The organism is Comamonas sp. 26, assembly GCF_002754475.1.
GTDB lineage: Bacteria > Pseudomonadota > Gammaproteobacteria > Burkholderiales > Burkholderiaceae_C > Comamonas.
Genome location: NZ_PEFL01000001.1, coordinates 63,420 through 89,688, shown reverse-complemented (window position 1 = coordinate 89,688; position 26,269 = coordinate 63,420). Strand labels below are relative to the sequence as shown.

Below are 26,269 nucleotides of genomic sequence, written 5' to 3'. Positions count from 1 at the left end.
AGATAAACCTTGTAGCAACCGCTTAACGACGGCCTCCTGATGAGGAGCCCACTTGCGAGTCTGAGCTTTCAGGAATCTTGTGGGTAAAGCTTTCGAGGTAGCGCGCATAGGTTCGCTGCGCTACATCACTGGTCACAGGGTAGGCATTGCGCGATGCGTAATGGCCGCCTGCCTGTAGTGCCAGCAGATAGCTGGTGGCATCACCCACACGGTTGGTGGCTGGCGGATTCAACGATGTGCTGCTTGGCACCTGAGTCACCGCAGCCAGCGCAGGAACTGCTGGCGCGGCTGCCGGAGCTGCTGATACTGGAGCAACGCTTTGGGGCGCGCTCATATTGGTTACGCCGCTGCTACTGCCTGTGCTGGTATTGGACTGTTGCGCAAGGGCAGCCGAAGCCATAGCCGTCGTCATTGCCACTAGGGTGAATGCACGAGCCAGCGTGAGGGAAGGAGTCTGGATGTTCATAAGGTTTCCTTTGGGGTTCACGCAAGAGGATCAGGGCCACACACGCTCTGGCGTAGCAGTCTTGTGAGCAGATACTGGCGGGCTGCTCGCTTCGACTTCCGGGGTTTCAAAAAACAATCCTCCTGACGAGGTGCCGCTCGGCAACATGGCTTGTACTGTCTGCTTGCTGCCACTGGCTAGATTGGCCTGACGAACGGCAGCAGGGCTGGCGACAGCCATGACGACGGAGCCCTCTTGCAGTGATCGCGCAGGCCCTGCGGGCTGGCGTGGCACGATGGGCTTTGCTACTTCTGGACGCAGCACTGGCGGCTGAGGCTCAGGTATTTTTTGCACTACTGCGGGGGCAACTGTTGCTACAGATACAGGAGCTACTGACGATTTCTGCACGGGCGCAGGGAACAGATAAGGCTTCACAGGTTCTTGCACAGAGACTACGGCTTGGTTGGCAGCTGACTTTTGCTCGACTGGCGCACGCGTTGTAGCCACTTCTGCGACTGGAGGCAACACCGCTACCGCTGCAGGAATATGAGCAACCGGATCAGTCTGGACGGCCGCTGGCGTTGCATAAGCATAGGTTTGCGAAGCCGCAGGCATGAACTGGCCAGGGTGGCGCGGGCGCGCTGAATCAAAGCTGCTGCCAGACACCATCCACTGCCCACCGCTGGGCGCACGCGCAACACTTTGCGGCAGCATGGGTTGCACTGCAGGCAAAGGCAGCTCGGCTAAAGCAGCAGGCGCAGTGACAGACGTTGCAACCGGTGCAGATACTGGCAGCTGGGCCGTAGCCATTACCGGAGCCTGTGCAACATCAGGCTCCGGCAGGGATTTTTTTGCGGCAGGTACCTCCTGCACTTGTGCAGGTTCTTGTGCAGGGGTCGGTGCCGCCGTTTTAGCCACGGTTTCTGCAGATCTCGTCACTTCAGGGCGAGAGAGGTTGACGACCTTGCCGGTGGCCTGCGTCGCAGGATCTGACGCGGCTTGAGCCGCCGCCTGCTTGGCACCTTGCAGCCATTCGCTGGCTTGCTCCTTCACGGCCTGCTGGGTCTGCGCATCCAGCTTGCGCTGGCGCATGAATTCTTCGGCCTGAGCGGCCTGGCCGCTGACCATCATGAACAGGCTGAGATTGACATTGGCCTGCGTATCTTCGGGGTTGAGCTGCGCGGCCTGCATGAGGGGAATGCGTGCTGCATTCAGGTCACGCGCACGCAGATGCGCATAGCCCAGATCCGTGAGCAACTGCGGGTCCACCGGGTTACTCATGCGCGCCTGCTCCATCTGCTGCGCGGCATTGCGAAAGTCGCCTTTCTCGGCCGCCACGCGACCAAGGCCATAGCGTGCAGCACCGTCCTTGGCACTGCCCAGCAAGCTTTGGTAGATAAGCGTCGCTGCATTGAACTGGCCCATCTGACGCAACGCATCCGCACGCATCAATCTCGAATCGCTGGAAGCGCCCCATTGCTTGTCCAGCGCATCCAGGTGAGCGATAGATGCATACCAGAGCGACTTGGCCTGCATCTGCTTGACCAGAGAGAGGTAGGTCTCCTGCGTGTTAACAACGGCTTCTTTTTCCAGCGGCATCTCGGCAGCCGCTTTGGCTGCGGGCGAGAGCACTGGCTGGTTCTGCCCAAACAGACTACCCATGCTGGAGCAGCCTGCAAGCATGGATACGGCGACCGCAGCCAGCGGCAACATCAGGTACTGGTTTTTTCTTCTCATTCTGTCATCTCTCCCAACGCACGAATCACGGCCAGAAAGCCGGGGCCCGCTGTAATGATGATCAGGGCAGGAAGCAGCGTCACCACCATGACGCCAGTCATCTTGACCGAGATCTTTCCAATCAACTCTTTCATCTTGGCCTTGCGCTGTTCGCGCAAGCGCTCGCCAAAAACGCGCAGCGGCTCTTGCACCGCGCCGCCGTATTTGTCTATCTGAGCCATCAGCGAAGTCAGATTGGCCAGGTTTTCGTTTTGATAAACCTCGCTCATGCGGCCAAAAGAGCGCTCACGCGTACTGCCCCGGCTGTACTGCTGGTTAGCAAGCATCACCTCTCGCGAGAGCACAGGCATGACGTTGCCAAAGTCCGAGCCAATGACCTGCAGCGTCTGATCCAGACTCATTCCTGTGCCCTGCAGCAAACCCAGCAAATCCACCAGCAGCGGCAGCTCGCGCGCCGCACTGGCACGGCGGCGGCCAGCCACGCTGCGTAGCACCCATTTAGGAATCAGAAATCCCACGGTGAACGCTGCAAAAAGAGAAAGCAGAAAATATTTGCCCCCCGAAAAAACAAAGGCACAAAGCAGTGGAAGCATCACAGCGCATACGCAGCGCGCTATCAAATACTGCAGCTGCTCGCGAGTAGATCCCCAGCCACATCGGCCCAGCAAGATGCGGTCTTCTTCTGCCACCAGCGCCTTACCAAACGAGGTGTTCAGCCAGTGCTCTGGCAAAGCTTCCTCGCCGTTAAGAGAATTCAGAATATTCACCGGTTTACCGGGCGCAGCAGGTGCCGTCACACCGCTGCGATTAAGCGCATTCATCACCACTTTGCTACTACGTTCACGCCGCTGATGCGCGTAGGCAACAACACCCGCAGCGATCAAGGCAGCCAATGCCAAAAAGGCCGCGCTCAGCATTAAAAGAAGACGTGAATTTCCCATTAATCAGCCCCCTCATCCAGCTTGGCCAAGCGGTAGAGCAGCATCACACCAAACACCTGCAGCGCCGCAGCGGCCCAGATGATGTTGCGACCACTGGCGTCGTTCCACATCTTCAAGAAATAGCCTGCGTTGAAGGAAATAATCAGCCCGCACACCGCTACGGGCAGCAGGCTCAGCACCCATGCAGACATACGCGTTTCTGCCGTCATGGCGGATAAATCCTGCTCGGCTTGTTCACGGTCACGCATGAAGTTGGCGACACGCTCCAGCAGCAAATCCACCCGACCTCCATATCGCACGCTGATACGCAAGATGGCCGCCAGCAAATGCAGCTCATCGAGCCGCGTCTGACGCGCCACATGGGCCACGGCGTTTTCAAGATCCATGCCCGCACGGGCCAAGCTGGCTGCTTTTTCCATCACCGATTGCAGAGGATCTTTGGTCGTTGCCGCCGCCATCTGGAATGCGGCTTGAATGGAATTACCAATCGTCACCAGCCGCACCGTGTTGTCCAGAAACCCCGGCAACTGGCGCGTGAGACGGGAACGATACTTCTGCGCACGCGAGTACAGAAAAAAGAAGAAGGCGATACCCAGCACCACCACTCCGGCGCTGGCAGCCAGCCAGCCGGCGGTAAGACCGACCACCAGAAACGTCGCAAGAATCAGCGCCAGCCCGCCATAGAACAGCTTGGCGCTGACCGTACCAATTAAGACGGCAGGAACAGGCCAACTCGCTTTTTTTTCTTTGACCAGCAAGGAATCGGCCACCGAGTTGTCAAAGGCTGAGGCACTGGCATCTCTGGCCACAAAGCCTGCCGCAGCGGCTGCACTTTTTTCAAGGCTTTGCTCAAGATGCTGCGCCATCTGGCGCATCTTCTGCTGCCGACTGACAAACAGCCACAGCACGACAGCCGCCGCCGCCATCAGCAGTGCAAGACTTAGCAGCAAGAAGGCATTGCTAGCCATGGCGCATCCCTGCGTTGTTGCCCGCGTGCTGCAGCACCGCTCTGAAGCGCGCCAGCTTGGGCGTATGCGGCACCATGCCCAAGGTGATCCAGCGCTCTTGATCCTCACCCTCAGGCTGGGGCAACAGCTCGTGTCGATAAAGCTCTTGCATCGCAATCACGCTGTCGGTGATGCCGGTGACTTCGGTAATCGAAGTGATGCGCCGCTTGCCGTTGGGCAGGCGACTGATCTGCACAATAAAGTCGAGTGCATTGGATATCTGGCGACGCAGGCTGACTTCGCTGCCCTGAAAACCGGCAAAGCCGGCCAGCATTTCCATACGGTGCAGACATTCACGCGGCGAGCTGGCATGAATGGTGGCCATCGATCCGTCGTGACCCGTGTTCATGGCCTGCAGCATTTCCAGCACTTCAGCACCACGCACCTCGCCCACCACAATGCGGTCAGGGCGCATACGCAGGCTGTTGCGCAGCAGGTCGCGAATGGAGACAGCACCCGCACCTTCAAAGCCGCCGGGGCGGCTTTCCATGCGCACCACATGCGGGTGCGGCAGCGTCAGCTCAGCCGTGTCTTCAATGGTCACCACGCGCTCATTGGCCGGGATAAAACCAGCAATCGCGTTGAGCATAGAGGTCTTACCGCAGCTCGTCCCCCCGCTAATGAGAATGTTGCAGCGCTCGCGCACGGCCAGCTCAAGCAGGCGGGCCATACCTTCATCCAGGGTGCCGAAATTGACCAGATCCTGCACCAACAGAGGGTCATTGCGGAACTTGCGAATCGAGACCGCCGGGCCATCCAGCGACAGCGGCTCGATTACTACATTGATACGCCCACCATCGGGCAGGCGCGCATCGACCATGGGGGTGGATTCATCCAGACGACGACCCAGCGGCGAAATAATGCGGCGCACGATACGCAGCACATGGGCGTTGTCGGTGAAGTGCAGAGTCTCCTGCTGCAGCACGCCTTTGCGTGAGACAAAAACATTTTTGTGGCCGTTGATCAGAATGTCTTCAACCTCGGGGTCGGCCATCAGGTCATCCAGCGGCCCAAGACCCGACAGCTCTTTATTCAGGGCCTGCGCAATCCACTGCACTTCCTCATCGTTGACGGGAAAGCGCTGCTGGCGCACAAACTGCTCTAGCTCTTGGTGCACAAACTGGCGCACCCGACTCGTCGACCATTTGGCAAAAACAGCGCCCAGCTCTTCCACACGTGTCAACAGATGCTCGTGTGCGACGTTCTTGATCAGCAGCAGCTGTTTGGAATCCGAAAAATTGCTGCTTTTTTCGGCGAAAACGATATCCATGCTCATTCGCCTCTCCTCAAACGCTTGGCCCATTGCCCCAGAATGCTTGGAGTTGGCGGTGCCGTCGCTTTGTCGCCAGCCATCGCCTCGCCCAGCAAGGTGCGTGCCATGCTCCGTATGCCAGTCACGTAGGGGTCACCTCTTAGGGTTTGCGACAGCAGTTGTCCGCAGCTGGCGGCATTTAGCAGCACAGTGCTGCGGTCGGGCACCACATGCAACAGATCAAGCCCCAGGCGCTGCGCCACTTCTTTTGCAGGCAGGCCGGCTTGCGCATTAAAGCGATTGAGCACCAGCTTGAGCGTGCGGCGATCTACACCCTTGGCATCCAGCTCTTTGAGCATCTGCGCCGTAGACACAATGCCTCCCAGCGACTGATCGCATACCACCCAGCCTTGCCCACATTCGCGCAGCACGGGGGCCAGAAAGTCGGCCTGCATCATTCCCCCCAGGTCGATCACCTGCGCCTTGAGTAAGCGTTTGAGCGTGCTGACCACACTGGCGGCCGCAGAAGAGCTGACATCGCGCAGCTGCCCCAGATCAGAAGGCCAGGCAAGAGTTGCCGTGCCCGTGGAGTGCTTGGTAAAGGCGGAATCAATCAGTGTCGAATCCAGACGGCGCATGCTTTGCACCGCATCCACAAAACTGAAGTCACCCGCAACACTCAAATACAGCAAGCCATCGCGTACCGGTAAACCCAAATCGAGCAGCGCCACATGCGCGGCCTCATCCTGCGGCAGCTGGCTGGCTCCAAAAGGTCTTGCTACCTGTTTGCGGCGCATTGCGTCGCTCAGATCGTGGGCCTGCATTTCCTGCAGCATCACCGCAAGATGTGTAGCCAGCGTGGTAACGCCCATGCCCACGCGTGCACCCAGCAAGGGCAGCGCAAAGCCTTGCGTCTCTGGCTCCAACGCCAAAGCCGCTGCAACAGGTGCCTGGGTACGGGCTTGAAGCTGCTGTTTGATAACAATGCTGGCCTCGCCTTCAGTCGCCTCCCAGTCAATAAATTCAACCACGCCACAGCGCAAAGCTGCACGCATGGAGGTCGGCTCTGCTGCCGCGCCTGCGCCCATGATGATGATGCCAGGGCAAACTCTGCGCAGCTCGCTCACCAGACTCACCGCGGCGTCCGTCATCGGTGAAGAGAAGTCCACTACAACAACGCCCATGCTGGGGGCAGAAATTGTTGATTGCAGCAGCGCAAGATCGTTGGCCACGGGAATCACTTCGGCGTCGTTCCCCAAAGCGCTAGCCAACCAGAAGGCATGTGCTGACGATTGCGTCACCAGCACCACACGCGCATTGCCAGCGCCTGAGGTGGGCTGTGCGGTGTTGAGGTAGGAGGAGTCCATGCGCATATTCATGCCTCAACCCTTGTCCTCAACGCGAGAAGCCTGGTGCCACGGGGGACAGGCCTCCTGCTATCCACGGCCCCCAGACGGAAGGATTGCGCTGCTCTGTGCGCCCGGGCAGCAATGCATCCACATTCACATCGCGGGCCAGCGGCTTGACCAGGCGCGGTGTCACCACAATCGCCAGTTCGCTTTCTTTTTGCTGAAATTCCTGGCGTTTGAACAGCACGCCTAAGATCGGAATATCACCCAGCAAAGGAACTTTATCGGTGCCCGAGCTCGTGTGACGGCTGACTAATCCCCCGATCACAAAGCTCTCGCCATCACCCAGCTCAACCGTGGTGTCAGCGCGGCGGGTCGTTATGGACGGGACCGTGGCACTATTGAGAACAATGCTGTTTGCATAGTCCAGCTCACTCGCCTCTGGCGCGACCTTGAGCACAATGCGATCGTTAGACAGCACAGTTGGAGAGACGGTCAGGGCTATGCCATAGGGCTTGTACTGAATGGCCACCAAGCCAGTGCCAGCGGGCACAGGAACGGGGACCTCGCCACCCGACAGGAAGCTGGCACTCTGACCAGACAGAGCGACCAGCGTCGGTGCCGCCAGCACCTTCGCCAAGTTATTGCCTTCAAGCATGCCGATGTTGACGCCAATACCTGCCTTGTCAAACTGCATCAGCAAGTTAAAGGCCTGAGTCAGTGGGTTCGCAGCAGCACCGGGGATAGAACTCCCCCCACTGATGCCGTAAGAGCCACGACCAAAAATGCCGAAGCTAAAGCCCGAGCTGTTGGGCGCAGTGTTGAAAAGGTTGAGCCCCACCTTTTTCATCAGTGTCTTGTTGAACTCAACCACCTTGACGTCAACCTGCACCACATTGCTTTTGAACTGGACGCTGGACAGGTCGACGGTCTTGACCTTGTCATCAGACTGAGCGTTGGCCAGTTCATTCGCAAACTGCTGCTCGATCAGGCTGGATGCCTTGGCCGTGCGCAACTCCACGCGCTGCTGCACATTCAGTACATAGGCCTGAGCATTCGCCTCGCCGCGCGGCCAGACCATGAATGAAGTGCTTCCGGGTTTGAGCGGATTCAGCAAAATTTTGGCGGCTACACCCTTGCCTGAGCGCTTGATATGCACGCCCGCCACCGTATCGTCACCAATCGCAATGCGCTCTACGCCATTGGGCAGATTCAGCTCTTGCTGGGTTCCCATGACGAGCTTTATTTCTTTCGCGCCAGCGGCTTGATTTGCTATTTTTTCAGAAGCGCCTACCGCTTGCTGCGCAAGCGCTGGGACACTCCAAGTCATCAAAGACAGGCTACACAGAACAGACAGACGATTCATCGTCAGGGTGCGGGAAGAGATAGAAGTCATCTTGTGATGCATAGATCAATACCGCACTGTTTGAGAATTAGCACCGCGCACAAATTCAACAGACAAGGAGGGGTCTGCAGACGCGGTTCGTGTCCGGGGCACTGCTGGCTTTTCAACACCTGCCGTCATGGGCTTGGCGGCATTCATGCGCGTTGCGGGAGCAGCTGTGGAACCTGCCAAGGTGCTCATCGCCACGCCGGCCTGCGCGGCATCAGCGCCCTCCAGAGGCGCATTGGCGGTTGCACCTTTGGGCAGAGAAACAGCCAGCACACCGGGCAGTGGTGCAAACTTCTCAAGATCAGGCTCGCTCATATCCGTGGGGTTGCGCAAAGCCAGCACCAGACTTCCGCTGGAACCACCCAAGGCCAGCTGGCTCACCTCTGCCACAGGCACCGCTAAAACGGCTGTGCGGGCGTTATCTGGGCCATTGACTTGTTTGCCATCGGTCTTTTCAGCAGAGGTCAGAGCATCCACCGATGCAGCGCCATAAGCCAGCACGCGCTTGCGTGAAAGCAGCAAACGCGCCTGGCTTTGATCAATTTCATTGCCGTCGCGGCGCAGAATAAAGAACACATCCACAAAATCACCAGGGCGAATGCGATTGCCTGCGCCCACGCTTTCATCCACCTTGACTGCCACTGCCCTCTCACCATCAAGAACCTTGAGAGCCAATCCAGTGACCATTTGCCCCTTGAGTACCGGGGCGCCTTGGGGAATATCTACAGCAGGCACAGAGCCCACAGCCGCCTGCACATCGTCATAAGCGCCATCGGGTTTGGAAGGAAGACCTGAGACCAGCAAGTCTTCGGCTTTGAGTATCTGGCCAGCAGGCACCGCTTTTGCAGCTACCACCACATTTACTGCTGCGCTGGTTTGAGTGTCAGAGCTTGATGTCTGCGCCTGAGCGTCTGGTACAGCTGGAGCTTTGGTTAGCATCCACCCATAAATGCCCAAAGCCAGCGCAAGCGCCAGCAAAACACCGACCGCGATCTTTGCGACATTCACCATAATGTCCTCTCTTTTTGCCTTTGCTTATTGAGACAAGGCTTTATCTTTGTAGTCAGTCAACCAAGCTTATTTGCGCAACTGCTTGCCCTTGCAACGCTTTAGGTGTGGGCAGATTCATCAACGGCCCGAAAAGTTTTGGAATCAACGGCGCTTTTTCGTAGTCATACGTCACCAGTACTTTTACGCAGGTCACACCATTGAGAGCAGAGCAGAATGCTGTGTCTGTCGTCACTTCTGTTTTGACAATACCAGTAGAGCAAACGCCAGGAGCCCCCCCTACGGATTTACTTAGCCAAATAAGAGCCTTATTGGACATATCACAAGCTGCGGCAATTCGAGCCACTTTTCTTGCATTTTGATCTTGCCCTGTTTGATAACGGACTGCTGCGCGTGCGCCTTCTGCAGCCGCCAAAGTCACCGTTTGCTGGGCCGCAAAAATCAAACCATAGGTAATGATGGCGTAAAAAATCAGAAAAAACATAGGAAAGATAATTGCAAATTCAATCGCTGCAGCACCTTGCTGTTTTTTGAATCGCATACCCCCTCCTTTATTAATTTTCATTTAGCATTAAAACTATTACTGTAGCGGCAGACAGATACGTCACATAAGGGATGAATCTTTTTTCATTTTTTCCGACTCCATCGTGCCAATTAAACACAGATGTGAAAAAATATTTCATATAACTCCGAGCAACCACGCCATGAATTACTGAAAATGCACAACTCAAAGCCCAAATTGGCAAAAGCAACTTCCAGCCAACCCATAACCCCAATACAGTTGCAAATTTCACATCTCCTGCACCCATCATTCCAAAGTAATAGAAAATCAAAAGAATTAAAAACGCTCCTCCACCGCCTATTAACTTTTTCTCTATTGATATATCGATGAAATTAGAGTCAGGGCTTATTAAAAAAAATATTAGCAAAAAAATAAACCCTGACAGCACAAGCCAGTTGAAACACTTTCTGTATACAACATCCACTGCTCCAGCCATACATAGCCAGAACAAAAATGTCAAACTTATCAGCATTTCTTAAAAATTATTAAATTCATCCAGGAGTAGGAGAAACTCCATTTAAAAGGGTGCTGATTCTTGTGAAAAGGCCAGCAATTGCAGTACGAACGCCCTCCAAAGAGACGATCAATCCCACAGCAATCAGCCCAGCAATCAGCCCATACTCAATAGCTGTTGCGCCTTCTTCGTCGCGCCAGAATTTAACGATTTGGTCTTTCATGATCAGCTCCTTCAACAATCAGGTTTAAGAATCGCTGTGGCGACCTTTTCGACCACCGCGGTACTGATCTTACGAAGATGGAAACATTTTGAAATATTTGAAATAGCTATCAACAAATTAAAAACATAGCTCTTGGCAATTATTTTTCATTGATAAGAAGTTTCAAAAAACTAAAAATCCTAATAAAAACAATCACTTTTCTTTCTAGGGAGGGACAAAAGGCAGCGCTCAAGTACAAATCTCACGCTGCAGCCCTCTTTCAAGCTACACAATCTTCATTGGTTTCCTACAGAGTATTTGATTTAGTCCTACATTGACCAATCGGGTTAACCCTTTGAATCTGTTGCGAAAACAAAAAGACCTGCCAGCAGCAGGTCTTTAGAAAGGGGAAGGAATGGCCTGAATTGCAGCAATTCAGAAAATCACTGCAAGGCTTTAATCAATTTGAGAGCAATGTCCTGTAACGGCGGCCCCAGCTTTCTATAGCTGTCGAGCAAGCGCTGCTCGTCGGTGGGCAGCGATGCTGTTTCACTGTGCAAGCCCTCCATCAGCTCCAGTGCCGTTGTCTGCAATCCCACTGCGAGGCGGGAGAGCGTGTCGTTCTTGAGGGTGCGAATGGCACCCGATTCAATCTGAGAGATAGCGGAAGCCGTGACATCCGCCATCTGCGCCAGCCGCCCCTGGCTCAAGCCCAGCTCTTGCCGCCGCGCGCGTATGCGTTCACCTAAATGCGTCGTCATCAAACCCAAACCTGTCTCACAACGCTTGCAGCGATGCTGCCGTCTCCCTTCGGGAAAGCGGCAACGCCGCTCAGGCAGTAGCTGGTTTATGCACCATGGCACTTCTTGAACTTCTTGCCGCTACCGCAGTGGCAAGGATCGTTACGGCCGGGCTGTTCGCCCTTGACGATGGTTTCCTGGCGGGGGCCCATGCTCTTCCACAGGCGATGCAGGTCATACACGGCCCAGATGGCTTCACCAAAGGCGTCCACGCGCTCCTGGCTGGTCGATGCGGGGCCAGATTCTTCGTACAGGTTCAGAGCAGGAGTGTCGGTGTCGTCTTCGGTCAGGTTGACGATGAACTCCATTGCTGCGTCCAGCCACTGAGCAGCTTCCTTGTCACGGGGAGCGGTCCATTCTTCGGCCCAGTTTTCCACCACAAACATGAAGCCCAGAGCCCACACTTGCGAGAAGGAAGGAATCTCTTCGTCAGCCAGCTCGGCCTGTTCTGCTTCGGGCAGGATCAGGATGGCGCCACGGGTGTCCAGAGCTTCAGGCTGAAAGGCGACCTCGTCAGCCAGAGACTTGATGTCCGTATTCAGCTGGGTGCGCACTTCGTTCAGGCGCAACTCGAACAGCTCCATGAAACGGGCTTGCTGGGCTTCGTCCTTGAAGGCTTCCAGCTTGGGTAAGGGCTGACCAGCGGCCACGTCCAGCGTTTCACCGTCGCCCAGCAGCATGGGCAGGTATTCAGCGGCTTCAATGGGGCGGCGTGTGCAGACCAGAGCGGTCAGAAAACCGTCGCAGAACTCCCACTGAGGAATTTCATCGCCACGGGTGCGCATTTCGTCGAGCAGGGCATCCAGCTCTTCGAGCTGATCGTTGCTCAGTGCGCCCTCAGGCATGTCGGCGGAGGCCGTATCTTCAACGGCGGGGGTAGGTGCTTGTTCTTGCATAGGGAAAGGCTTTTATGATGGCCCGGACTGTTTTCATCACTATCGAGGAGCAGGGCCGGGCGATGGACCAAGGGGACTGGAGCATCTGGTATGGATGCGCCCCCGTACAGGACTGAATTTTAACGGGCCACCATCAACACCCCCTGCCATGGGAGTATCTGCAGTGAATCGTTTTCTCAATAGTCTGCCCCTGCGTTACGGCGCGCTCATCGTTTCCGTGGTCGTTTTTGGAGCATCGCTCTATACGCAAACGACCGCTGGCAAGGGCTTGTGGTGGCTGATTGCCTCGGCTGTGCTGGTGCTGGTGGGCCTTCACGACCTGCTGCAAAAGCCCCACGCCATCTTGCGCAACTACCCCATCATGGGTCACTTTCGCTTCTTATTTGAATTCATCCGCCCCGAGATTCGCCAGTACTTCATCGAAGGTGACAACGAAGCTCAACCCTTCTCCCGCGCCCAGCGCTCGCTGGTCTATCAGCGCGCCAAGGGGCAGGTAGATAACCGCCCTTTCGGCACCCAGCTTGATGTGGGACAGCAAGGCTATGAGTGGGTCAACCACTCCATGCAGCCGAGCAAGCTGGGCTCGCACGACTTTCGCGTCTGGATTGGTGGCTCGCCAGAGAAGGCTCAGGAAGGCCACGAGCCCTGCACCCGCCCCTATCACGCCAGCGTCTTCAATATCTCGGCCATGAGCTTCGGTGCGCTGTCGGGCAATGCCATTCAGGCCCTGAACCAGGGTGCGAGGATGGGCGGATTCATTCACGACACGGGTGAAGGCTCCATCAGCCAGTACCACCGCATGCATGGCGGTGATCTGATCTGGGAAGTTGCGTCCGGCTACTTTGGCTGCCGCAATGCAGACGGCACATTCAGTGAAGAGAAATTTGTCGCCAACGCCACCGACCCGCAGGTCAAGATGATTGAGCTCAAGCTCAGTCAAGGTGCCAAGCCTGGGCACGGGGGCATGCTGCCCGGAGCCAAGGTCACTCCTGAAATTGCAGCAGCTCGCGGCATCCCTGTGGGGGTGGACTGCATTTCACCTTCCAGCCACAGCGCGTTTTCAACCCCTGTGGAGCTGATGCAGTTCATAGGCAAGCTGCGTCGTCTCTCGGGCGGAAAGCCCACGGGCTTCAAGTTCTGCGTGGGGCACCCCTGGGAATGGTTTGCCATGGTCAAGGCCATGCTGGAGACCAATATCACCCCCGACTTCATCGTGGTCGATGGCGCTGAAGGCGGCACCGGCGCAGCACCTGTGGAGTTTGTCGACCATGTGGGCGTGCCGCTGCAAGAAGGTCTGCTGCTGGTCCACAACACGCTGCTGGGGGTGAATCTGCGCCACCGCATCAAGATCGGCGCGGCGGGCAAGGTCATCACCGCCTTTGATATCGCCCGCATGATGGCTCTGGGTGCCGACTGGTGCAACTCGGGGCGCGGCTTCATGATGGCGCTGGGCTGTATTCAGGCCCAGAGCTGCCACACGGGCACCTGCCCCACGGGTGTGACCACTCAGGATGCCGTGCGCCAGCAAGCGCTGGTGGTGCCCGACAAGGCCACGCGCGTGGCCAATTTTCACAAAAACACGCTGCACGCGCTCCAGGAACTGGTGCAGGCCGCCGGGCTCAAGCACCCGAATGAGATTACCGCCCATCACATTGTGCGCAGGCTGGACGATACGCAGGTCAGCCTGCTTTCCAACCTGATCCTGCGCGTAGAGCCGGGTGGCCTGCTCCAGAACCTACAGCGCCAGCACAAGGTCTTTAAAAATTACTGGCCGCTGGCCACGGCGCAGAGCTTTCAGCCACTGCATGAGCCGGTTCTGCGCCCATCTGCTCCGGGCAGTGCCGACAACGCGGCACAATCGCAGACTTTGCCTTTGCGCAGCGGTATCTGGACCTGAGAAGCCAGAGCCCAGCGCCTGCCAGACCCTTCGCCGTGACATCTCAGGATAATTCCGCTCAAGCCCATATGCAAAAAGCGCAGACAGCTATCGATTACGAAGCATTTCTGCGCGAGCATCTGAACCAGCCCCACAGCATCATGCGTTATGAACTGGCGCATGAAACCCTCTGGGTCAAGTGCGCCAGCAAAGGCAACCCGGCCTTGAACTACTGGCTGCTGAACACGCTGGCCAAACTCTTCAGCGCCGCCGTGCTGCAACCCGTGCCCAACCCCGGAGGGGCCGAGTCCATTCAGACCGAGGCGCGCCGCCTTCGTAACTTCAAGGCCAAAGGCCTGCGCGTGCCTGAAGTGCTGGCCACAACGGAGCAAGCCTTTGTCATGCGCCATCTGGGCCGCCCCGGCGAAGAAGCGCCGTCGCTGAGCAACGCCATTGAAGACGCCATTGCCCAAGGCTCAGCCTCCACGCTCAAGCTGTGGCGGCAGGGGCTGGATGCGATTCATGAGGCGCACACAAAGGGCGAGGTACTCAGCCAGGCCGTGGCCCGCAACATGGTGGTCTGCCCCGATGGAGTGATTGGTTTTATCGACTTTGAAGACGACCCCGCTGCCCACCTGCCCCGCGCCGTGTGCATGGCGCGTGATGCACTGAACTACACCCAGTCCACAGCCCTGTTTTTGCAGCAGACGGGGGCGATGGAAGAAGCGCAAAAGCATTGGCTAGCCTTTGTTCAGCAACTGCCCGCCGATGCACAGCAAGTTCTGGCCCGTACGGTCAAAAAACTGGGCTGGGTGCGCGTTCTGCCCCGCAGCAAACGACTGGGCCGCGACACACTGCGCGTGCTGGCCGCGTATGACTTGCTGACATCGACAAGCTGACATCACTCACAACACCATTAAAAGTAAATTTCATAGCTACCAGCGCTTAAATTTCAAGCGCCAGAGCCTAGAAACACCACAAAAAAGCCCCGCATCGCGGGGCTTTTTACATGCATCAGTCAAAGACTCAGATCTTCAACGCCACCTCATTGGCATCTTCAATCTGACCATCCAGCGCCGCATTCAGCTGCTCATAGTCCAACGCCTTTTCCCACTTGGAAACCACCACCGTCGCCACAGCATTGCCGATGAAGTTGGTCAGCGAACGGCATTCAGACATGAAGCGGTCCACACCCAGAATCAGCGCCATGCCGGCCACTGGCACTTCAGGCACCACGGCCAGAGTGGCAGCCAAGGTAATGAAGCCCGCACCAGTCACGCCCGCTGCGCCCTTGGACGACAGCATGGCAACCAATAGCAGTGCGATCTGGTGGCCCAGCGTCAGGTGCGTATCGGTGGCCTGGGCGATGAACAGCGCAGCCAGCGTCATGTAGATATTGGTGCCGTCCAGGTTGAAGGAGTAACCGGTAGGAACCACCAGACCCACCACAGACTTGCTGCAGCCAGCCTTTTCCATCTTCTGCATCAGCGAAGGCAGGGCCGACTCGGACGACGATGTACCCAGCACCAGCAACAGCTCGTCCTTCAGGTACTTGATCAGCTTGATGACCGAGAAGCCGCAGGCACGGGCCACAGCACCCAGAATCACCAGCACGAACAGCGCCGAGGTGATGTAGAAGGTCAGCACCAGCTCGGCCAGATTGACCAGCGAGCCCAGACCGAACTTGCCAATGGTGAAGGCCATGGCACCAAAGGCGCCGATGGGAGCGAACTTCATGACAATGTTCACCAGCTTGAAGATGGGCTTGGTCAGCGACTCCAGGAAGTTCAGCACGGTCTTGCCGCCCTCGCCGGCCAGCGCCAGCGACACGCCAAACAAAACCGCAACCAGCAGCACCTGCAGGATGTTGTCACCCACAAATGGGCTGACCAGCGTCTTGGGGATGATGTCCATCACAAAGCCGGTCAGCGTCATCTCATGCGACTTGGCCACATAGCCCTTGACAGCGCTCTGATCCAGATCGGCGGGATTGATGTGCATGCCAGAGCCTGGCTGCATCACATTGGCCACCACCAGACCGACCACCAGCGCCAGTGTGGAGAAGGTCAGGAAGTACGCCATGGCCTTGCCGAACACACGGCCCACGGCGCTCAGGTGCGTCATGCTGGCAATGCCGGTCACGATGGTCAAGAAGATCACCGGCGCGATGATCATCTTGATGAGCTTGATGAACGCGTCGCCAAACGGCTTCATGGCCTCACCATAAGCCGGCGAGAAGTGACCCAGCAGCACGCCCACGATGATGGCGAACACCACTTGAAAATACAATTGGCGGTAAAACGGCAGGTGCTCGCGAGGAGCCGATTCAGTGGGTATTGAGTGCATGCTGCATCTCCCAAAATTAGGGGCGCACCACCGTGGTGCACCGATTTGTTGCCGTTTGTACCCCCGCGCCGTTTTTGTGCCGATAACCCATTGGTATTAGATGCAGCCTGCTTCCCTAGGAGAGCGAGTACAAACCTAGGGAAACCCCTAGTGCCTCACAATCCCTTTGAACGCGTCTGCCCACCCACACTGAGACGCCTGATCCACCACACACCTCGCGCTCAGAGTCCCATCTTGTGTCCAATCTCGTTCAAAAATTTGCGCGCAACCGCCTGCTCCTGACGCTGCTCGTCGTGCTGACCGGCATGCTGCTGTGCATGTTTGCCGCCAGCCGCATTGCGCTGCAGACCTCGCTGAACGACGAGAGCCAGAGCGTGCAGCGCCAACTCACCCTCCACGCACAGGCCATGCTGCAGCGCGTGGACCGCTATCGCACCCTGCCCGAGGTGCTGGCGCTTGACAACCAGCTCAAAGACGCACTCACCCACCCTTTGAGTTCGGTGGAGGTGGACCAACTCAACCGCAAGCTGGAGCAAGCCAACGGTGCCAGCCGCGCATCCACCCTCACCCTCCTCGACAAGAGCGGCAAGGCACTGGCCGCCAGCAACTGGCGCGACTCGCACACCAATGTGGGCGAGGATTACAGCTTTCGCCCCTACGTCACGCAGGCGTTGAGCCATGGCAGCGGCCGCTTTTACGGCATAGGCATGACGACCGGCCTGCCCGGCTACTTTCTGTCTCAAGCCATTCGCGCGGATGACGGCTCTGTGCTTGGCCTCATAGCTATCAAAATTTTGCTCCAAGAGTTGGAGGGCGAATGGCTACAGTCGCCAGACATCGTGCTGGCATCCGATGAGCATGGCGTGGTCTTCCTTTCCAACCGCGATGAATGGCGCTACCGCCTGCTGCAGCCGCTTTCCGCCAAAGACGAGCAGGAAGTACAGGACACGCACCAGTACGCAAACCAGACGCTGCAACCGCTGAGCTACCGTCTCAACCAGACCTCTGAAGGCAGCGGCGTACTGGCATCCTTCAGCCAGCCCCATTTGGCCGACCCCGTGCTCTGGCTACGCATGGATTTGCCAGAAAGCCGCTGGCAGCTGCACCTGCTGCACGACATAAGCCATAACCAGTCCACCAGCCACTGGGCAGCCATTGCCGCAGGCGGCCTTTGGCTGGCTGCATCGCTGCTGGTGCTCTACATACGCCAGCGTCAGCGGCTGGCTGCACTGCGCCAGCGCAGCCGCAAAGAATTGGAAACCGTGCTGCACCAGCACGCCCAAGAGCTGCGCACCGCACAAGACGGCATTGTTCAGGCCGCCAAGCAGGCCGAAACCGGCCTCTCGCGCAGCCTGCAGCACCTGCCCCAGGGCGTGGTGGTGGTTGACCCGCAGTTGCGGCTGGTTGCGTGGAATTCACGCTATATCGAGCTCTTTCGCTACCCCCCCGAGCTAATGCGCGTGGGCCAGCCCATTGAGACCTTGATACGCCACAATGCCAAGCGCGGCTTGCTGGGCAAGGGCGATGTGGATCAGGCCATACAGCGCCGACTGGAGCACCTGCGCAGCGGCAGCCCGCATCTGCATGAAAGCGCCAAGGGCGACGGCACGGTGCTGGAGATTCGTGGCAACCCACTGCCCGATGGCGGCTTTGTCACCAGCTACGCCGACATCACCAGCTACAAAAACACCGCTCGCGAGCTGCGCAATCTGGCCGACACGCTGGAGCAGCGCATCGCCGAGCGCACGCATGATCTGGCGCAGGCCAAGCAGGATGCAGAGCGTGCCAACCGTTATAAAACCCGCTTTGTCGCATCCGCCGTGCACGACCTGCTGCAACCGTTGAACGCCGCGCGCATCTTCACCAGCCTGCTGCCCGCCTACCTGCAAGACGATGCAGGACGCCTGTTGGCCCAGCGCGTGGACAAATCACTGGCCTCGCAAGACGCCATCCTCACCAGCCTGCTCGATATCTCGCGCATGGAATCGGGCCAGCTTGAAGTCCATGTGCGCGACTTCACCATCAATTCGCTACTGGAAGTGGTGCACAACAACTTTGCGCTGCAAGCCGAGCATGAAGGCCTGAGCCTGCGCTGCATCCCCAGCCAGCTGGTGGTGCACAGCGACGAAGCCCTGCTGCGCCGCATTCTGCAGAACTTTGTCTCCAACGCCATCCGCTACTCGCACAAGGGCCGCATCGTCGTCGGTTGCCGCCGCCATGGTGACCATGTCCATATCGAAGTGCACGACCAGGGCCCCGGCATTCCGCCAGCCCTGCAAAAAGAAATCTTCGAAGAATTTCGCCGCCTCGATGAAGGCCATGCCGACGACCGCGGCACCGGCCTGGGCCTGGCCATTGTCGAGCGCCTTGGCAAGCTGCTGGGCCATGAAATCGGCCTGCGCTCAACGCTGGGCAAAGGCAGCATCTTCTGGGTCAGCGTGCCACTGGGCAACGCCGCAGCCGTGGCGCCCACCTTGCAGGAACCATCACCGAGCACGCGCAGCGACAGCCCTCTGCAAGGAGCCGCCATCTGGTACGTAGAAGACGACCCCCCTACGCGCGATGCCACCTGCGCCCTGCTGGAACGCTGGGGCTGCAAGGTACAGCTGGCCGCCAACGCCCCCGAGGCACTGGCATACGCCAAACCCGGTAACGCCCCGCAACTGGTACTTCTGGACGTACACCTGGGCCAGCTCTACGGCCCGGATGTCTATGCCCAGCTCTGCGAGCGCTGGGGCCAGCAGCCACCCGTCATCCTGCTCACCGCCGAAGGCGACAGCACTCTGCGCCGTCAGGCCGCCGAGCGTGGCTGGGGCTTTCTGGCCAAGCCGGTGCGCCCGCCTGCGCTGCGGGCGCTGATGAGTCAGACGTTTTTGCGGGGGCAGGAAGGTGGCGGTGCGTGAGCGTTGATTGAAGTTCTTCGCCGACGACTGTGACCCAACAGCTCTTGCTGTTTTGCTTGATACAGAGGCCGGGGCAAAACCCGGCTGCTGCACCTCAATCAGGCTCTAAGCAAGAACAGACTCAAACCCAATCAAATAAAGCGCCAACAGCTATCAAAAAAGGCAGCCTTCACACCTCGTGATCATTCTCCAGACTCTTCACCAGAACCGCTGCCTGCGTTCGTGAATAGCATTCCAGCTTCTTGAGAATCGCCGTCACATGGACCTTGACGGTGTTCTCGGCCAAGCCCAGTTCATGGGCAATCTGCTTGTTCAAAAGTCCATCCGCAATGCACAGCAACACCCGAAACTGCTGAGGGGTGAGCTGGGCCAGACGGGCGGCCAGTGTGGCGTCGGCCTCAGAGCGCTCGGCCACCATGGAAGGAAAACTCACATCGCCGTTGAGCACATCGTCAATCGCTGCGCTCATGTCCTCGGCAGCGGCGGACTTGGAGATAAAACCAGCCGCGCCAAACTGCTGGGCTCGACGGATGATGCGTGAGTCATCGTTGGATGAAATCACAATCACCGGCACCTGCGCATATTCACCGCGCAGATGCAGCAGCGACGAAAAGCCACGCGCACCAGGCATGGCCAAGTCCAGCAACACCAGCTCGATCTCGGGATACTCCTGCATGGCCGTGCCTACGGTCTGAGCGCTGGCCGCTTCAACAATGCGAAATTGCGGATAGCGATCGTGCAGCACCTGGATCAGCGCGGCCCGAAACAGCGGGTGATCATCGGCAACGAGAAGAGTGGGCTGGGACATGGCCCGGAGTCTGCCACGGCTGGCATGGCGGCGCATCTGCAAAAACGCATATCCCGCCGCGTCCAGGCCTGTCCGTCACCCGGGCTCAAAATCATTAAGCTGGGTGACCTCAGCCATCAATCGAGCTTGATGTTGTTGGCCGTTATCACGCGGCCCCATTTACCGCGCTCGGTGCTGACAAACTTGTCCATCTGCTCGGAGCTACCGGGCATGGGTTCAACCCCCATGGCGGCCAGCCGGGCCTTGGTGCGCGTGTCGGCCAGAGCGAACTGCAGCGACTGGCTGAACTTCTTGACCACCTCGCCTGAGCTGCCCTTGGGCACGACGATGCCCTGCCAGGCATAGCCTTCAAAGCCCTTGAGGCCCTGCTCCTGCAAGGTGGCAACCTTGGGCAGCACATCAATGCGTGCCGGGCTGGCCACACCGATGGCCTTGAGCTTCTTCTCGCCGAGGAAAGGAATGATGGTGGCGCTGTCGGCCCACATGGCCGGAATCTGGCCACCAATCACGTCCTGCACCGCTGGTGCGGCACCACGATATGGCACATGGGTCATATTGCCCAGACCTGCTTCTTCGCGGAACAGCTCGCCGACCAGATGGTGAGGGCTACCAAGACCGGCAGAGCCCCAGCTCACGCCGGTTTTCTGCTGCTTGGCCCAGGCGATGAACTCGCTCAGATTGTTGACAGGCACATCGTTGTTGACGACCAGCAGCATGGGAAAGCGCACCAGCATGCCCACGGGTTTGAAGTCTTTTTCGGCGTTGTAGTTGAGCTTGCGAAACAAAAAGGGATTGGCCGCCAGCGTCGCAAAGTCCGCCGTGAACATCAGATTGCCGTAGTCATGCGAGCGCGCGCTGTACTCGGCCGCGATATTGGTGCCAGCGCCGGGCTTGTTGTTGATGACGATGACCCTCTCCAGATTGCGGCCCATAGACTCGGCAATCACACGGGCAACCACGTCGGAGCCCCCGCCGGCGGCATAGCCGATGACCCATTCCAGCGGTTTTTCCTGAGCCATGGCGGCAGGCCCTGAGGCCCAGGCCAGGGTCGAGCAGGCCAGTGTGGCCAGAAATTGTTTGCGTTGCATCATCCTTGTCTCCTTGATTGGCGGCACCCCTTGAATAGATATAAGTGGCAGGGGCACCTTTTGGGGGGATGGCGCAGCCGCTATGCAAGCGGTGCGCTGCTTCTCAAGCGGCGGCGTGTACCGGGGCAACCGGCGTCACGGCGCCGCGCTCGGCCAGTTCCGCAACGGCAGGAGCAAATCCTGCGCTGGTGCGGGCCAGTTCGAGCGCATGCAGCAAGGTTCCCTGATGACCAATGTGATTGGCCAGCAGCAGCACCAGGCGGGCATTGAGGGCATGGCTTTGCGCGGTTTCCAGGCCCTGATGCGTGGCGATCAGAGCTTCGTAGAAATCGTCGCAAGCCTGCAAATTCGGGCGAGTGGACAGCAGCATGGCAGTCTCCTGTGGATGGGGCGTGGGTGGTTCAGACAGCGGATGCCGTGGCGCTGCAGGCGCGCTGCAGCGCGGCGCGCACGCCGGCCTCATCGGGGCGGCGCCAGCGGGCGCAGACATGCTGGTCGGGCCGCAGCAGGTAGCTGGTGCCGGCGCGCGCATCCAGGCGTTTGGCGGCCAGGCCTTGCACATCCAGCAGGTCGGCATGTGCGGCATGGGCCTCACCCTCGCTCGCTATCGAAAGATTGGTCACGCCGGCAAGCTCGATTGCCCAGGCCGGTGTAGGGCCGAAGTGCAGCAGCGTGAAATCGCTGCCCAGTGCGCGCAGCAGCCAGATCGTGGCGGCGTCGCCAGGGCGTCTCATGGGCGCGTCGCTGAGCACGGCACCGGGCAGCTGCGTGCCATCGAAAACCTCACCGTCCGGCGTGTTGAGCGGCGAATAATGCAGCGTGGCGGGCACCGACAGACGCCCGCTGTTGACGATGCGACGCGCAAACTCATGCTCACGTGCCAGTGCCAGCGCCGCGTCGCGGAACAGGCGGCTGATCTCACTCTTTGGCGTGATGAAGTCGGTGGCGCGTGTGGAGTTACGGATGTTCTCGTCGGCCGCATATTCGCGCTCGGCACCATAGGTGTCGATCAGCGCCTCATCGGCCTGAGCACGCAGCACGCGGTCCAGTTTCCAGGCCAGATTCTCGGCATCCTGCACGCCGCTGTTGGCACCGCGTGCGCCAAAGGGCGAGACGCCATGCGCGCTGTCTCCCGCGAAGACCACGCGGCCGTGGACAAAGCGGTCCATACGCAAGCAGGCAAAGGTATAGACGCTGGCCCATTCCAGCTCGAAGTCCGCATCCTTGCCCAGCAGCGCGCGGATGCGCGGAACAATGTTCTCGGGCCTTTTCTCTTCCTCGGGATCGGCATCCCAGCCCAACTGGAAGTCGACGCGCCAGACATCGTCGGGCTGGCGATGCAGCAGCACGCTCTGGCCCGGGTGAAACGGTGGGTCGAACCAGAACCAGCGCTCGGTGGGAAAGTCGGCGTGCATCTTCACATCGGCAATCAGAAAGCGATCGCGGAAGATGCGTCCATGGCTTTCCTGGCCCAGCAGGCCGCGCAAGGGCGAGCGCGATCCGTCGCAGGCCAGCACCCACTGGGCTTCAATCCGGTAATCGCCATCGGGCGTTTCCACCGTCACTGAGGCACCATCGGCGCGGGGCGTCAGCGCCGTGACTTTGCTGTGCCAGCGCAGATCGATCAACGGCAACTGCAGCGCGCGCTCGACCAGATAGGCCTCGACGTAGTACTGCTGCAGGTTGATGAAGGCCGGGCGTTCATGGCCGTCCTCGGGCAGCAGGTCAAACTGGTACAGCGACTGGTCTTGGGCAAATACCTTGCCCAGATTCCAGGACACGCCCTTGTCCACCATGGGCTGGCCCACGCCCAGTCGATCCCAGATCTCCAGCGTACGCTTGGAAAAGCAGATGGCGCGCGAACCCGTGGACAACTTGCAGTCGTTATCGAGCACCACCACCGGCTGGCCGCGCTGGGCCAGATCAATGGCCAGCGACAGGCCCACGGGGCCGGCACCGACGATGACGACGGGGTGCTGCACAGGTTCTGCCACATCCTGATCCGGATGGCGCACATAGGGAATCTGAATGGCCTGAATGTCGGCGCCGCTGCCGCGCAGGGCCTCAAGGGGTATGGCTGTGTTGGGCATGGCGTTCATCAAGGAAAACGGTGAGAAAACGACGACAGCAGAGAAATCTCGGGCAAAAGCCATCCCTCCGGCGCTTGGCAGCCGGATAGGTCATCTGTTTTGATAGCTGTCAGCGCTTATTTATCAAGCGCTTGACGGCAGTTTGGCTCTTGAAGAGCGAATCAACCTTCCAGCGCCAGCCACATCTCGCGGTCGCGCTCGGCGGTCCAGATGCGCGGATCGGCATGGCCCGAGGCCTCGTCGTAGGCGCGGGTCACGTCGAAGGGTATGCAGTGGTTGAAGATCACCCACTGGCCGTACTTGGGCTTCAGCTTGGCAAAGGCTGCCTCGTAGACCTTGCGCAGGTCCTGTTTGGCGTCGGCGCCTGCCTTGACCTCGGCCCAGAGGTCGCTGATGAAATTGCGCGTGCCCGTCAGACCGGCCTGCACCTCGGCTGCGTTTTGCAGCGCTGCGCCACGACCCGGCACCAGCTTTTCGGGCTTCAGCGCTGCGATGGCATCCAGTGTCTGCGGCCAGTCCTGGAAATAGGCATCACCGGCATAGGGCGTGGCATCGAACTCGACCAGATCGCCGCTGAACAGCACCTTCTCCTGGGGCAGCCAGACCACGGTATCGCCCTTGGTGTGGCCTCGGCCCAGTTGCAGGATCTGCACTTCGAGCTTGCCCAGCCACAGCGTCATCTTGCCCGTGAAGGTGATGGTAGGCCAGGTCATGCCATCGGGCACGCTTTCCACGTTCTGGAACAGGCGCGGGAAGCGGCCAATCTCGCTGGCCTTGTCCTGCTCGCCACGCTCGACGATGAGGTCGTAGGTGTCCTGGCTGGCAATGATGTGTTCGGCACCATAGGCCGAGGCACCCAGCACGCGCACCGCATGGTAGTGGGACAGCGTGACGTACTTGATGGGCTTGTCCGTGACCTCGCGAATGCGGCGGATCACATCCTCGGCCATGACGGGTGTGGCCTGGGTATCGATGACCATCACGGCATCGTCGCCAATGATGATGCCGGTGTTGGGGTCACCCTCGGCCGTATAGGCGTAGGCATGTTCGGAAAGCTTGTCGAAGCTCACCTTCTTGATTTCGAGATCGGCGGCGGAGGCAAAGGTCTTGGTGTTCATGGGCTTCACGTTTTTTGCTTATAACAAATGCATTTGTCTTTATCGAATTTCTGAATGCTACGTAAAAATTCAACATTGAACAATTCATTTGTCATAGTGAAAAACCCTTGAAGCTCTCAAGCCCCTTTTCAGCAGTCACAATGCCGCCATGCCCGAAGCCACCCGACTCCTGAACGACGCCCGCTTTTCCCTCGATGCCGCCGACGACGAGCCCACGCGCGGGCCACGTGGCATACAGAGTGTGGAAGTCGGCGGCCAGCTGCTCAAGGTGCTGGCACGCACGGGACGGCGCATGGCGCTCAAGGACCTGGCGCGCGAGGCCGAGATGACGGCCGCCAAGGCCCACCCCTACCTGGTGAGCTTCTGCAAGCTGGGCCTGATGGAGCAGGACCGCGCCAGTGGCCATTACGGTCTGGGCCCGCTGGCCATACAAATGGGCTTGATAAGCCTGCAGCAGGCCGATCCCGTGCGCATGGCGATTGCCGAGCTGCCCGCACTGGCGCAGGAGGTCGGTTACACAGTCTCGGTCGCCATGTGGAGCGGCCAGGGTCCGATCATCATCCGTGTAGAGGAGGGCCCCACACATGTCTATGTGGCCATGCGCCACGGCACACCGGCCTCTTTACGTCATACGGCCACGGGCAAGATTTTTGCAGCCTTTGGCGACCCCGCACGTATCGCGCCGCTGCTGCAGGCCGAAGGCCATAGTCTGGACGAACCGGAGTTTGCGCAGGAGCTGGAAGCGATCCGCGCCAGTCACCTGAGCGTGGTCGAGAACCAGCTGCTGTCGGGAGTCAGTGCGCTGGCCGTGCCGGTGTTCGACGGTTTTGGCCAGCTGGTGCTGGCAATTGCCGCCATCGGCCCATCGGTCACGCTGACACTTGACCCCGCCGGCCTGCCGACCCAGAAGCTGCAGGCCCAGGCCCGCCAGCTCTCACAGCGCCTGGGCGCACCGAGCACGCTGGCCGAGGCCTGATCCCTCGCCGCTAGGTGCGGTAGCCCAGCGAGATGCTGACGCTGCGCGCCTCCTCACACACGGCCGCTGCAATGCGGCCCTGCGGATCGGGATCGAAGCCTCCGCTGGCACCCAGCGCGCAGAGCACGGCCACCACATGACCGTTGTAGTCGAACAATGGCGCAGCCACGGCGCTGATTCCGGGCAGGTTCAGATCCTTGATCGCCGCGCAGCCAGCCATGCGAATTTCGCTGCGCAGTTGATCCAAAGGATGGGCCGCATGCAGCAGACGACGGCGCTCGGGACTTGCAGCCGCAAGCTCCTGAGCCAATAGCGCATCGACCTCGGCCTGCGGCTCCGCAAAGGCAAAAAATGTGCGCCCCGTGGCTGACCACAGCATGGACATGACCGAGCCCACACGCACGTTGACAGTGATCGGCAGACTCGGCTCCTCAAAGCGCACGATGGTTGGCCCCATATTGCCCATGACGGCCACAAAGCTCGTGACCTGCAATGATTCACGCAGATGCAGCAGCGCCGGTTCAGCCATGCGAATGGGATCGCTTTGGCGCATGGCAGCCAGACCAACATGGATGGCCTCCCGCCCCAGTGCGTACTGGGTACCACCGCGATCCTGTTCCACCAGACCTTCGGCCATGAGGCTGGCCAGATAGCGGTGGACCTTGGCCGGACTCTCATCGACGGCAGCACCGATGGCCGTGAGACTGGCACGCCCACCCAGCCTGGCAAGCGCCTTGAGCACGGCCAGACAGGTCTCGGCAGCCTGAACACGCTGACGCCGCTCGCGCCCATCTGCTGCATCTGCCTCGGCCTTCGGCCTGTGCATCGCTCTGACTTTGGACTTGTCCACATCGGTCGCCGGCAACGCCGCGTTTGCACTCTTATCTTTTTTCATAGCTGTACACGATTGTCTCCAGAGCTTTGACTGGCATTTTGATTCAGACCCATGGCTTGAGTTATGGAAATCCCTGAAATCAATATTACGCAATGCGTATCAAAATTACGCAAAATAAAAATC

The 26,269-nt window shown here is 58.9% G+C and carries 24 protein-coding genes; 4 read left to right on the top strand and 20 right to left on the bottom strand.

Annotated elements, in window-relative coordinates:
- Positions 1 to 22: 22 nt before the first annotated feature.
- The 13 genes from CLU84_RS00420 to CLU84_RS00360 form a co-directional block, all read right to left on the bottom strand.
- Positions 23 to 466: a DUF3613 domain-containing protein gene (locus CLU84_RS00420; protein ID WP_099735424.1), complete on the bottom strand. Its 444-nt coding sequence runs from the start codon at positions 464 to 466 to the stop codon at positions 23 to 25.
- A 30-nt stretch (positions 467 to 496) separates the two neighbouring features.
- The gene (locus CLU84_RS00415; RefSeq protein ID WP_099735423.1) at positions 497 to 2,182 is read right to left on the bottom strand and encodes a lipopolysaccharide assembly protein LapB; all 1,686 of its coding nucleotides are present in this window, start codon (positions 2,180 to 2,182) and stop codon (positions 497 to 499) included.
- Positions 2,179 to 3,123, bottom strand: a complete 945-nt coding sequence (locus tag CLU84_RS00410) for a type II secretion system F family protein (protein WP_099735422.1) — start codon at positions 3,121 to 3,123, stop codon at positions 2,179 to 2,181. The genes CLU84_RS00415 and CLU84_RS00410 overlap by 4 nt, the downstream gene beginning before the upstream one ends.
- Positions 3,123 to 4,091, bottom strand: a complete 969-nt coding sequence (locus tag CLU84_RS00405; RefSeq protein ID WP_099735421.1) for a type II secretion system F family protein — start codon at positions 4,089 to 4,091, stop codon at positions 3,123 to 3,125. The genes CLU84_RS00410 and CLU84_RS00405 overlap by 1 nt, the downstream gene beginning before the upstream one ends.
- On the bottom strand, positions 4,084 to 5,406 hold the full coding sequence (locus tag CLU84_RS00400; protein ID WP_099735420.1) for a CpaF family protein: 1,323 nt from the start codon (positions 5,404 to 5,406) through the stop codon (positions 4,084 to 4,086). Before CLU84_RS00400 ends, CLU84_RS00405 begins: the two co-directional genes overlap by 8 nt.
- A complete protein-coding gene (locus CLU84_RS00395) occupies positions 5,403 to 6,749 on the bottom strand; it encodes a histidine kinase (protein WP_233209891.1) in 1,347 nt (448 codons plus the stop codon). The genes CLU84_RS00400 and CLU84_RS00395 overlap by 4 nt, the downstream gene beginning before the upstream one ends.
- A gap of 28 nt (positions 6,750 to 6,777) precedes the next feature.
- Positions 6,778 to 8,061, bottom strand: coding sequence for a type II and III secretion system protein family protein (locus CLU84_RS00390; protein WP_255409123.1), 1,284 nt, complete (start codon positions 8,059 to 8,061; stop codon positions 6,778 to 6,780).
- A gap of 81 nt (positions 8,062 to 8,142) precedes the next feature.
- The gene (cpaB, locus tag CLU84_RS00385) at positions 8,143 to 9,135 is read right to left on the bottom strand and encodes a Flp pilus assembly protein CpaB (RefSeq protein ID WP_099735418.1); all 993 of its coding nucleotides are present in this window, start codon (positions 9,133 to 9,135) and stop codon (positions 8,143 to 8,145) included.
- Between the two features lie 52 nt (positions 9,136 to 9,187).
- Positions 9,188 to 9,673, bottom strand: coding sequence for a TadE/TadG family type IV pilus assembly protein (locus CLU84_RS00380; RefSeq protein ID WP_099735417.1), 486 nt, complete (start codon positions 9,671 to 9,673; stop codon positions 9,188 to 9,190).
- Positions 9,674 to 9,686: 13 nt separating this feature from the next.
- Positions 9,687 to 10,166, bottom strand: coding sequence for a prepilin peptidase (locus CLU84_RS00375; RefSeq protein ID WP_099735416.1), 480 nt, complete (start codon positions 10,164 to 10,166; stop codon positions 9,687 to 9,689).
- Positions 10,167 to 10,185: 19 nt separating this feature from the next.
- The gene (locus tag CLU84_RS00370) at positions 10,186 to 10,371 is read right to left on the bottom strand and encodes a Flp family type IVb pilin (protein WP_099735415.1); all 186 of its coding nucleotides are present in this window, start codon (positions 10,369 to 10,371) and stop codon (positions 10,186 to 10,188) included.
- Between the two features lie 422 nt (positions 10,372 to 10,793).
- On the bottom strand, positions 10,794 to 11,111 hold the full coding sequence (locus CLU84_RS00365; protein WP_099735414.1) for a helix-turn-helix domain-containing protein: 318 nt from the start codon (positions 11,109 to 11,111) through the stop codon (positions 10,794 to 10,796).
- An 86-nt stretch (positions 11,112 to 11,197) separates the two neighbouring features.
- Positions 11,198 to 11,995: a YecA family protein gene (locus CLU84_RS00360; RefSeq protein ID WP_099737780.1), complete on the bottom strand. Its 798-nt coding sequence runs from the start codon at positions 11,993 to 11,995 to the stop codon at positions 11,198 to 11,200.
- A 199-nt stretch (positions 11,996 to 12,194) separates the two neighbouring features.
- On the opposite strand from CLU84_RS00360, the gene CLU84_RS00355 reads away from it, so the two are divergent.
- Complete coding sequence (locus CLU84_RS00355; protein WP_099735413.1) at positions 12,195 to 13,943, top strand: FMN-binding glutamate synthase family protein; 1,749 nt, start codon at positions 12,195 to 12,197, stop codon at positions 13,941 to 13,943.
- Positions 13,944 to 14,011: 68 nt separating this feature from the next.
- Positions 14,012 to 14,821 carry an RIO1 family regulatory kinase/ATPase gene (locus tag CLU84_RS00350; RefSeq protein ID WP_099735412.1) on the top strand — a complete coding sequence of 270 codons (810 nt, stop codon included), beginning with the start codon at positions 14,012 to 14,014 and terminating at the stop codon, positions 14,819 to 14,821.
- 127 nt (positions 14,822 to 14,948) lie between these two features.
- Here CLU84_RS00350 and CLU84_RS00345 read toward each other — a convergent pair whose 3' ends face one another.
- Positions 14,949 to 16,268 carry a dicarboxylate/amino acid:cation symporter gene (locus tag CLU84_RS00345; protein WP_099735411.1) on the bottom strand — a complete coding sequence of 440 codons (1,320 nt, stop codon included), beginning with the start codon at positions 16,266 to 16,268 and terminating at the stop codon, positions 14,949 to 14,951.
- A gap of 305 nt (positions 16,269 to 16,573) precedes the next feature.
- Between CLU84_RS00345 and CLU84_RS00340 the strand changes: the two genes are divergently transcribed.
- The gene (locus CLU84_RS00340) at positions 16,574 to 19,171 is read left to right on the top strand and encodes a PAS-domain containing protein (protein WP_099737779.1); all 2,598 of its coding nucleotides are present in this window, start codon (positions 16,574 to 16,576) and stop codon (positions 19,169 to 19,171) included.
- 169 nt (positions 19,172 to 19,340) lie between these two features.
- Here the strand turns inward: CLU84_RS00340 and CLU84_RS00335 are convergent, their stop codons facing one another.
- The 5 genes from CLU84_RS00335 to CLU84_RS00315 form a co-directional block, all read right to left on the bottom strand.
- Positions 19,341 to 19,979, bottom strand: a complete 639-nt coding sequence (locus CLU84_RS00335; protein WP_099735410.1) for a response regulator transcription factor — start codon at positions 19,977 to 19,979, stop codon at positions 19,341 to 19,343.
- A 116-nt stretch (positions 19,980 to 20,095) separates the two neighbouring features.
- The gene (locus CLU84_RS00330; protein WP_198460437.1) at positions 20,096 to 21,070 is read right to left on the bottom strand and encodes a tripartite tricarboxylate transporter substrate binding protein; all 975 of its coding nucleotides are present in this window, start codon (positions 21,068 to 21,070) and stop codon (positions 20,096 to 20,098) included.
- 100 nt (positions 21,071 to 21,170) lie between these two features.
- Complete coding sequence (locus tag CLU84_RS00325) at positions 21,171 to 21,437, bottom strand: DUF2783 domain-containing protein (RefSeq protein ID WP_099735409.1); 267 nt, start codon at positions 21,435 to 21,437, stop codon at positions 21,171 to 21,173.
- Positions 21,438 to 21,468: 31 nt separating this feature from the next.
- Complete coding sequence (locus tag CLU84_RS00320) at positions 21,469 to 23,157, bottom strand: FAD-dependent oxidoreductase (protein ID WP_099737777.1); 1,689 nt, start codon at positions 23,155 to 23,157, stop codon at positions 21,469 to 21,471.
- 161 nt (positions 23,158 to 23,318) lie between these two features.
- Positions 23,319 to 24,275 (bottom strand): MBL fold metallo-hydrolase, encoded by a 957-nt coding sequence (locus CLU84_RS00315; protein WP_099735408.1) that lies wholly within the window; start codon positions 24,273 to 24,275, stop codon positions 23,319 to 23,321.
- A gap of 148 nt (positions 24,276 to 24,423) precedes the next feature.
- On the opposite strand from CLU84_RS00315, the gene CLU84_RS00310 reads away from it, so the two are divergent.
- Positions 24,424 to 25,251: an IclR family transcriptional regulator gene (locus CLU84_RS00310; protein ID WP_099735407.1), complete on the top strand. Its 828-nt coding sequence runs from the start codon at positions 24,424 to 24,426 to the stop codon at positions 25,249 to 25,251.
- 10 nt (positions 25,252 to 25,261) lie between these two features.
- On the opposite strand, the gene CLU84_RS00305 is transcribed toward CLU84_RS00310, so the two are convergent.
- On the bottom strand, positions 25,262 to 26,146 hold the full coding sequence (locus tag CLU84_RS00305) for an IclR family transcriptional regulator (RefSeq protein ID WP_233209888.1): 885 nt from the start codon (positions 26,144 to 26,146) through the stop codon (positions 25,262 to 25,264).
- Positions 26,147 to 26,269: the final 123 nt, after the last annotated feature.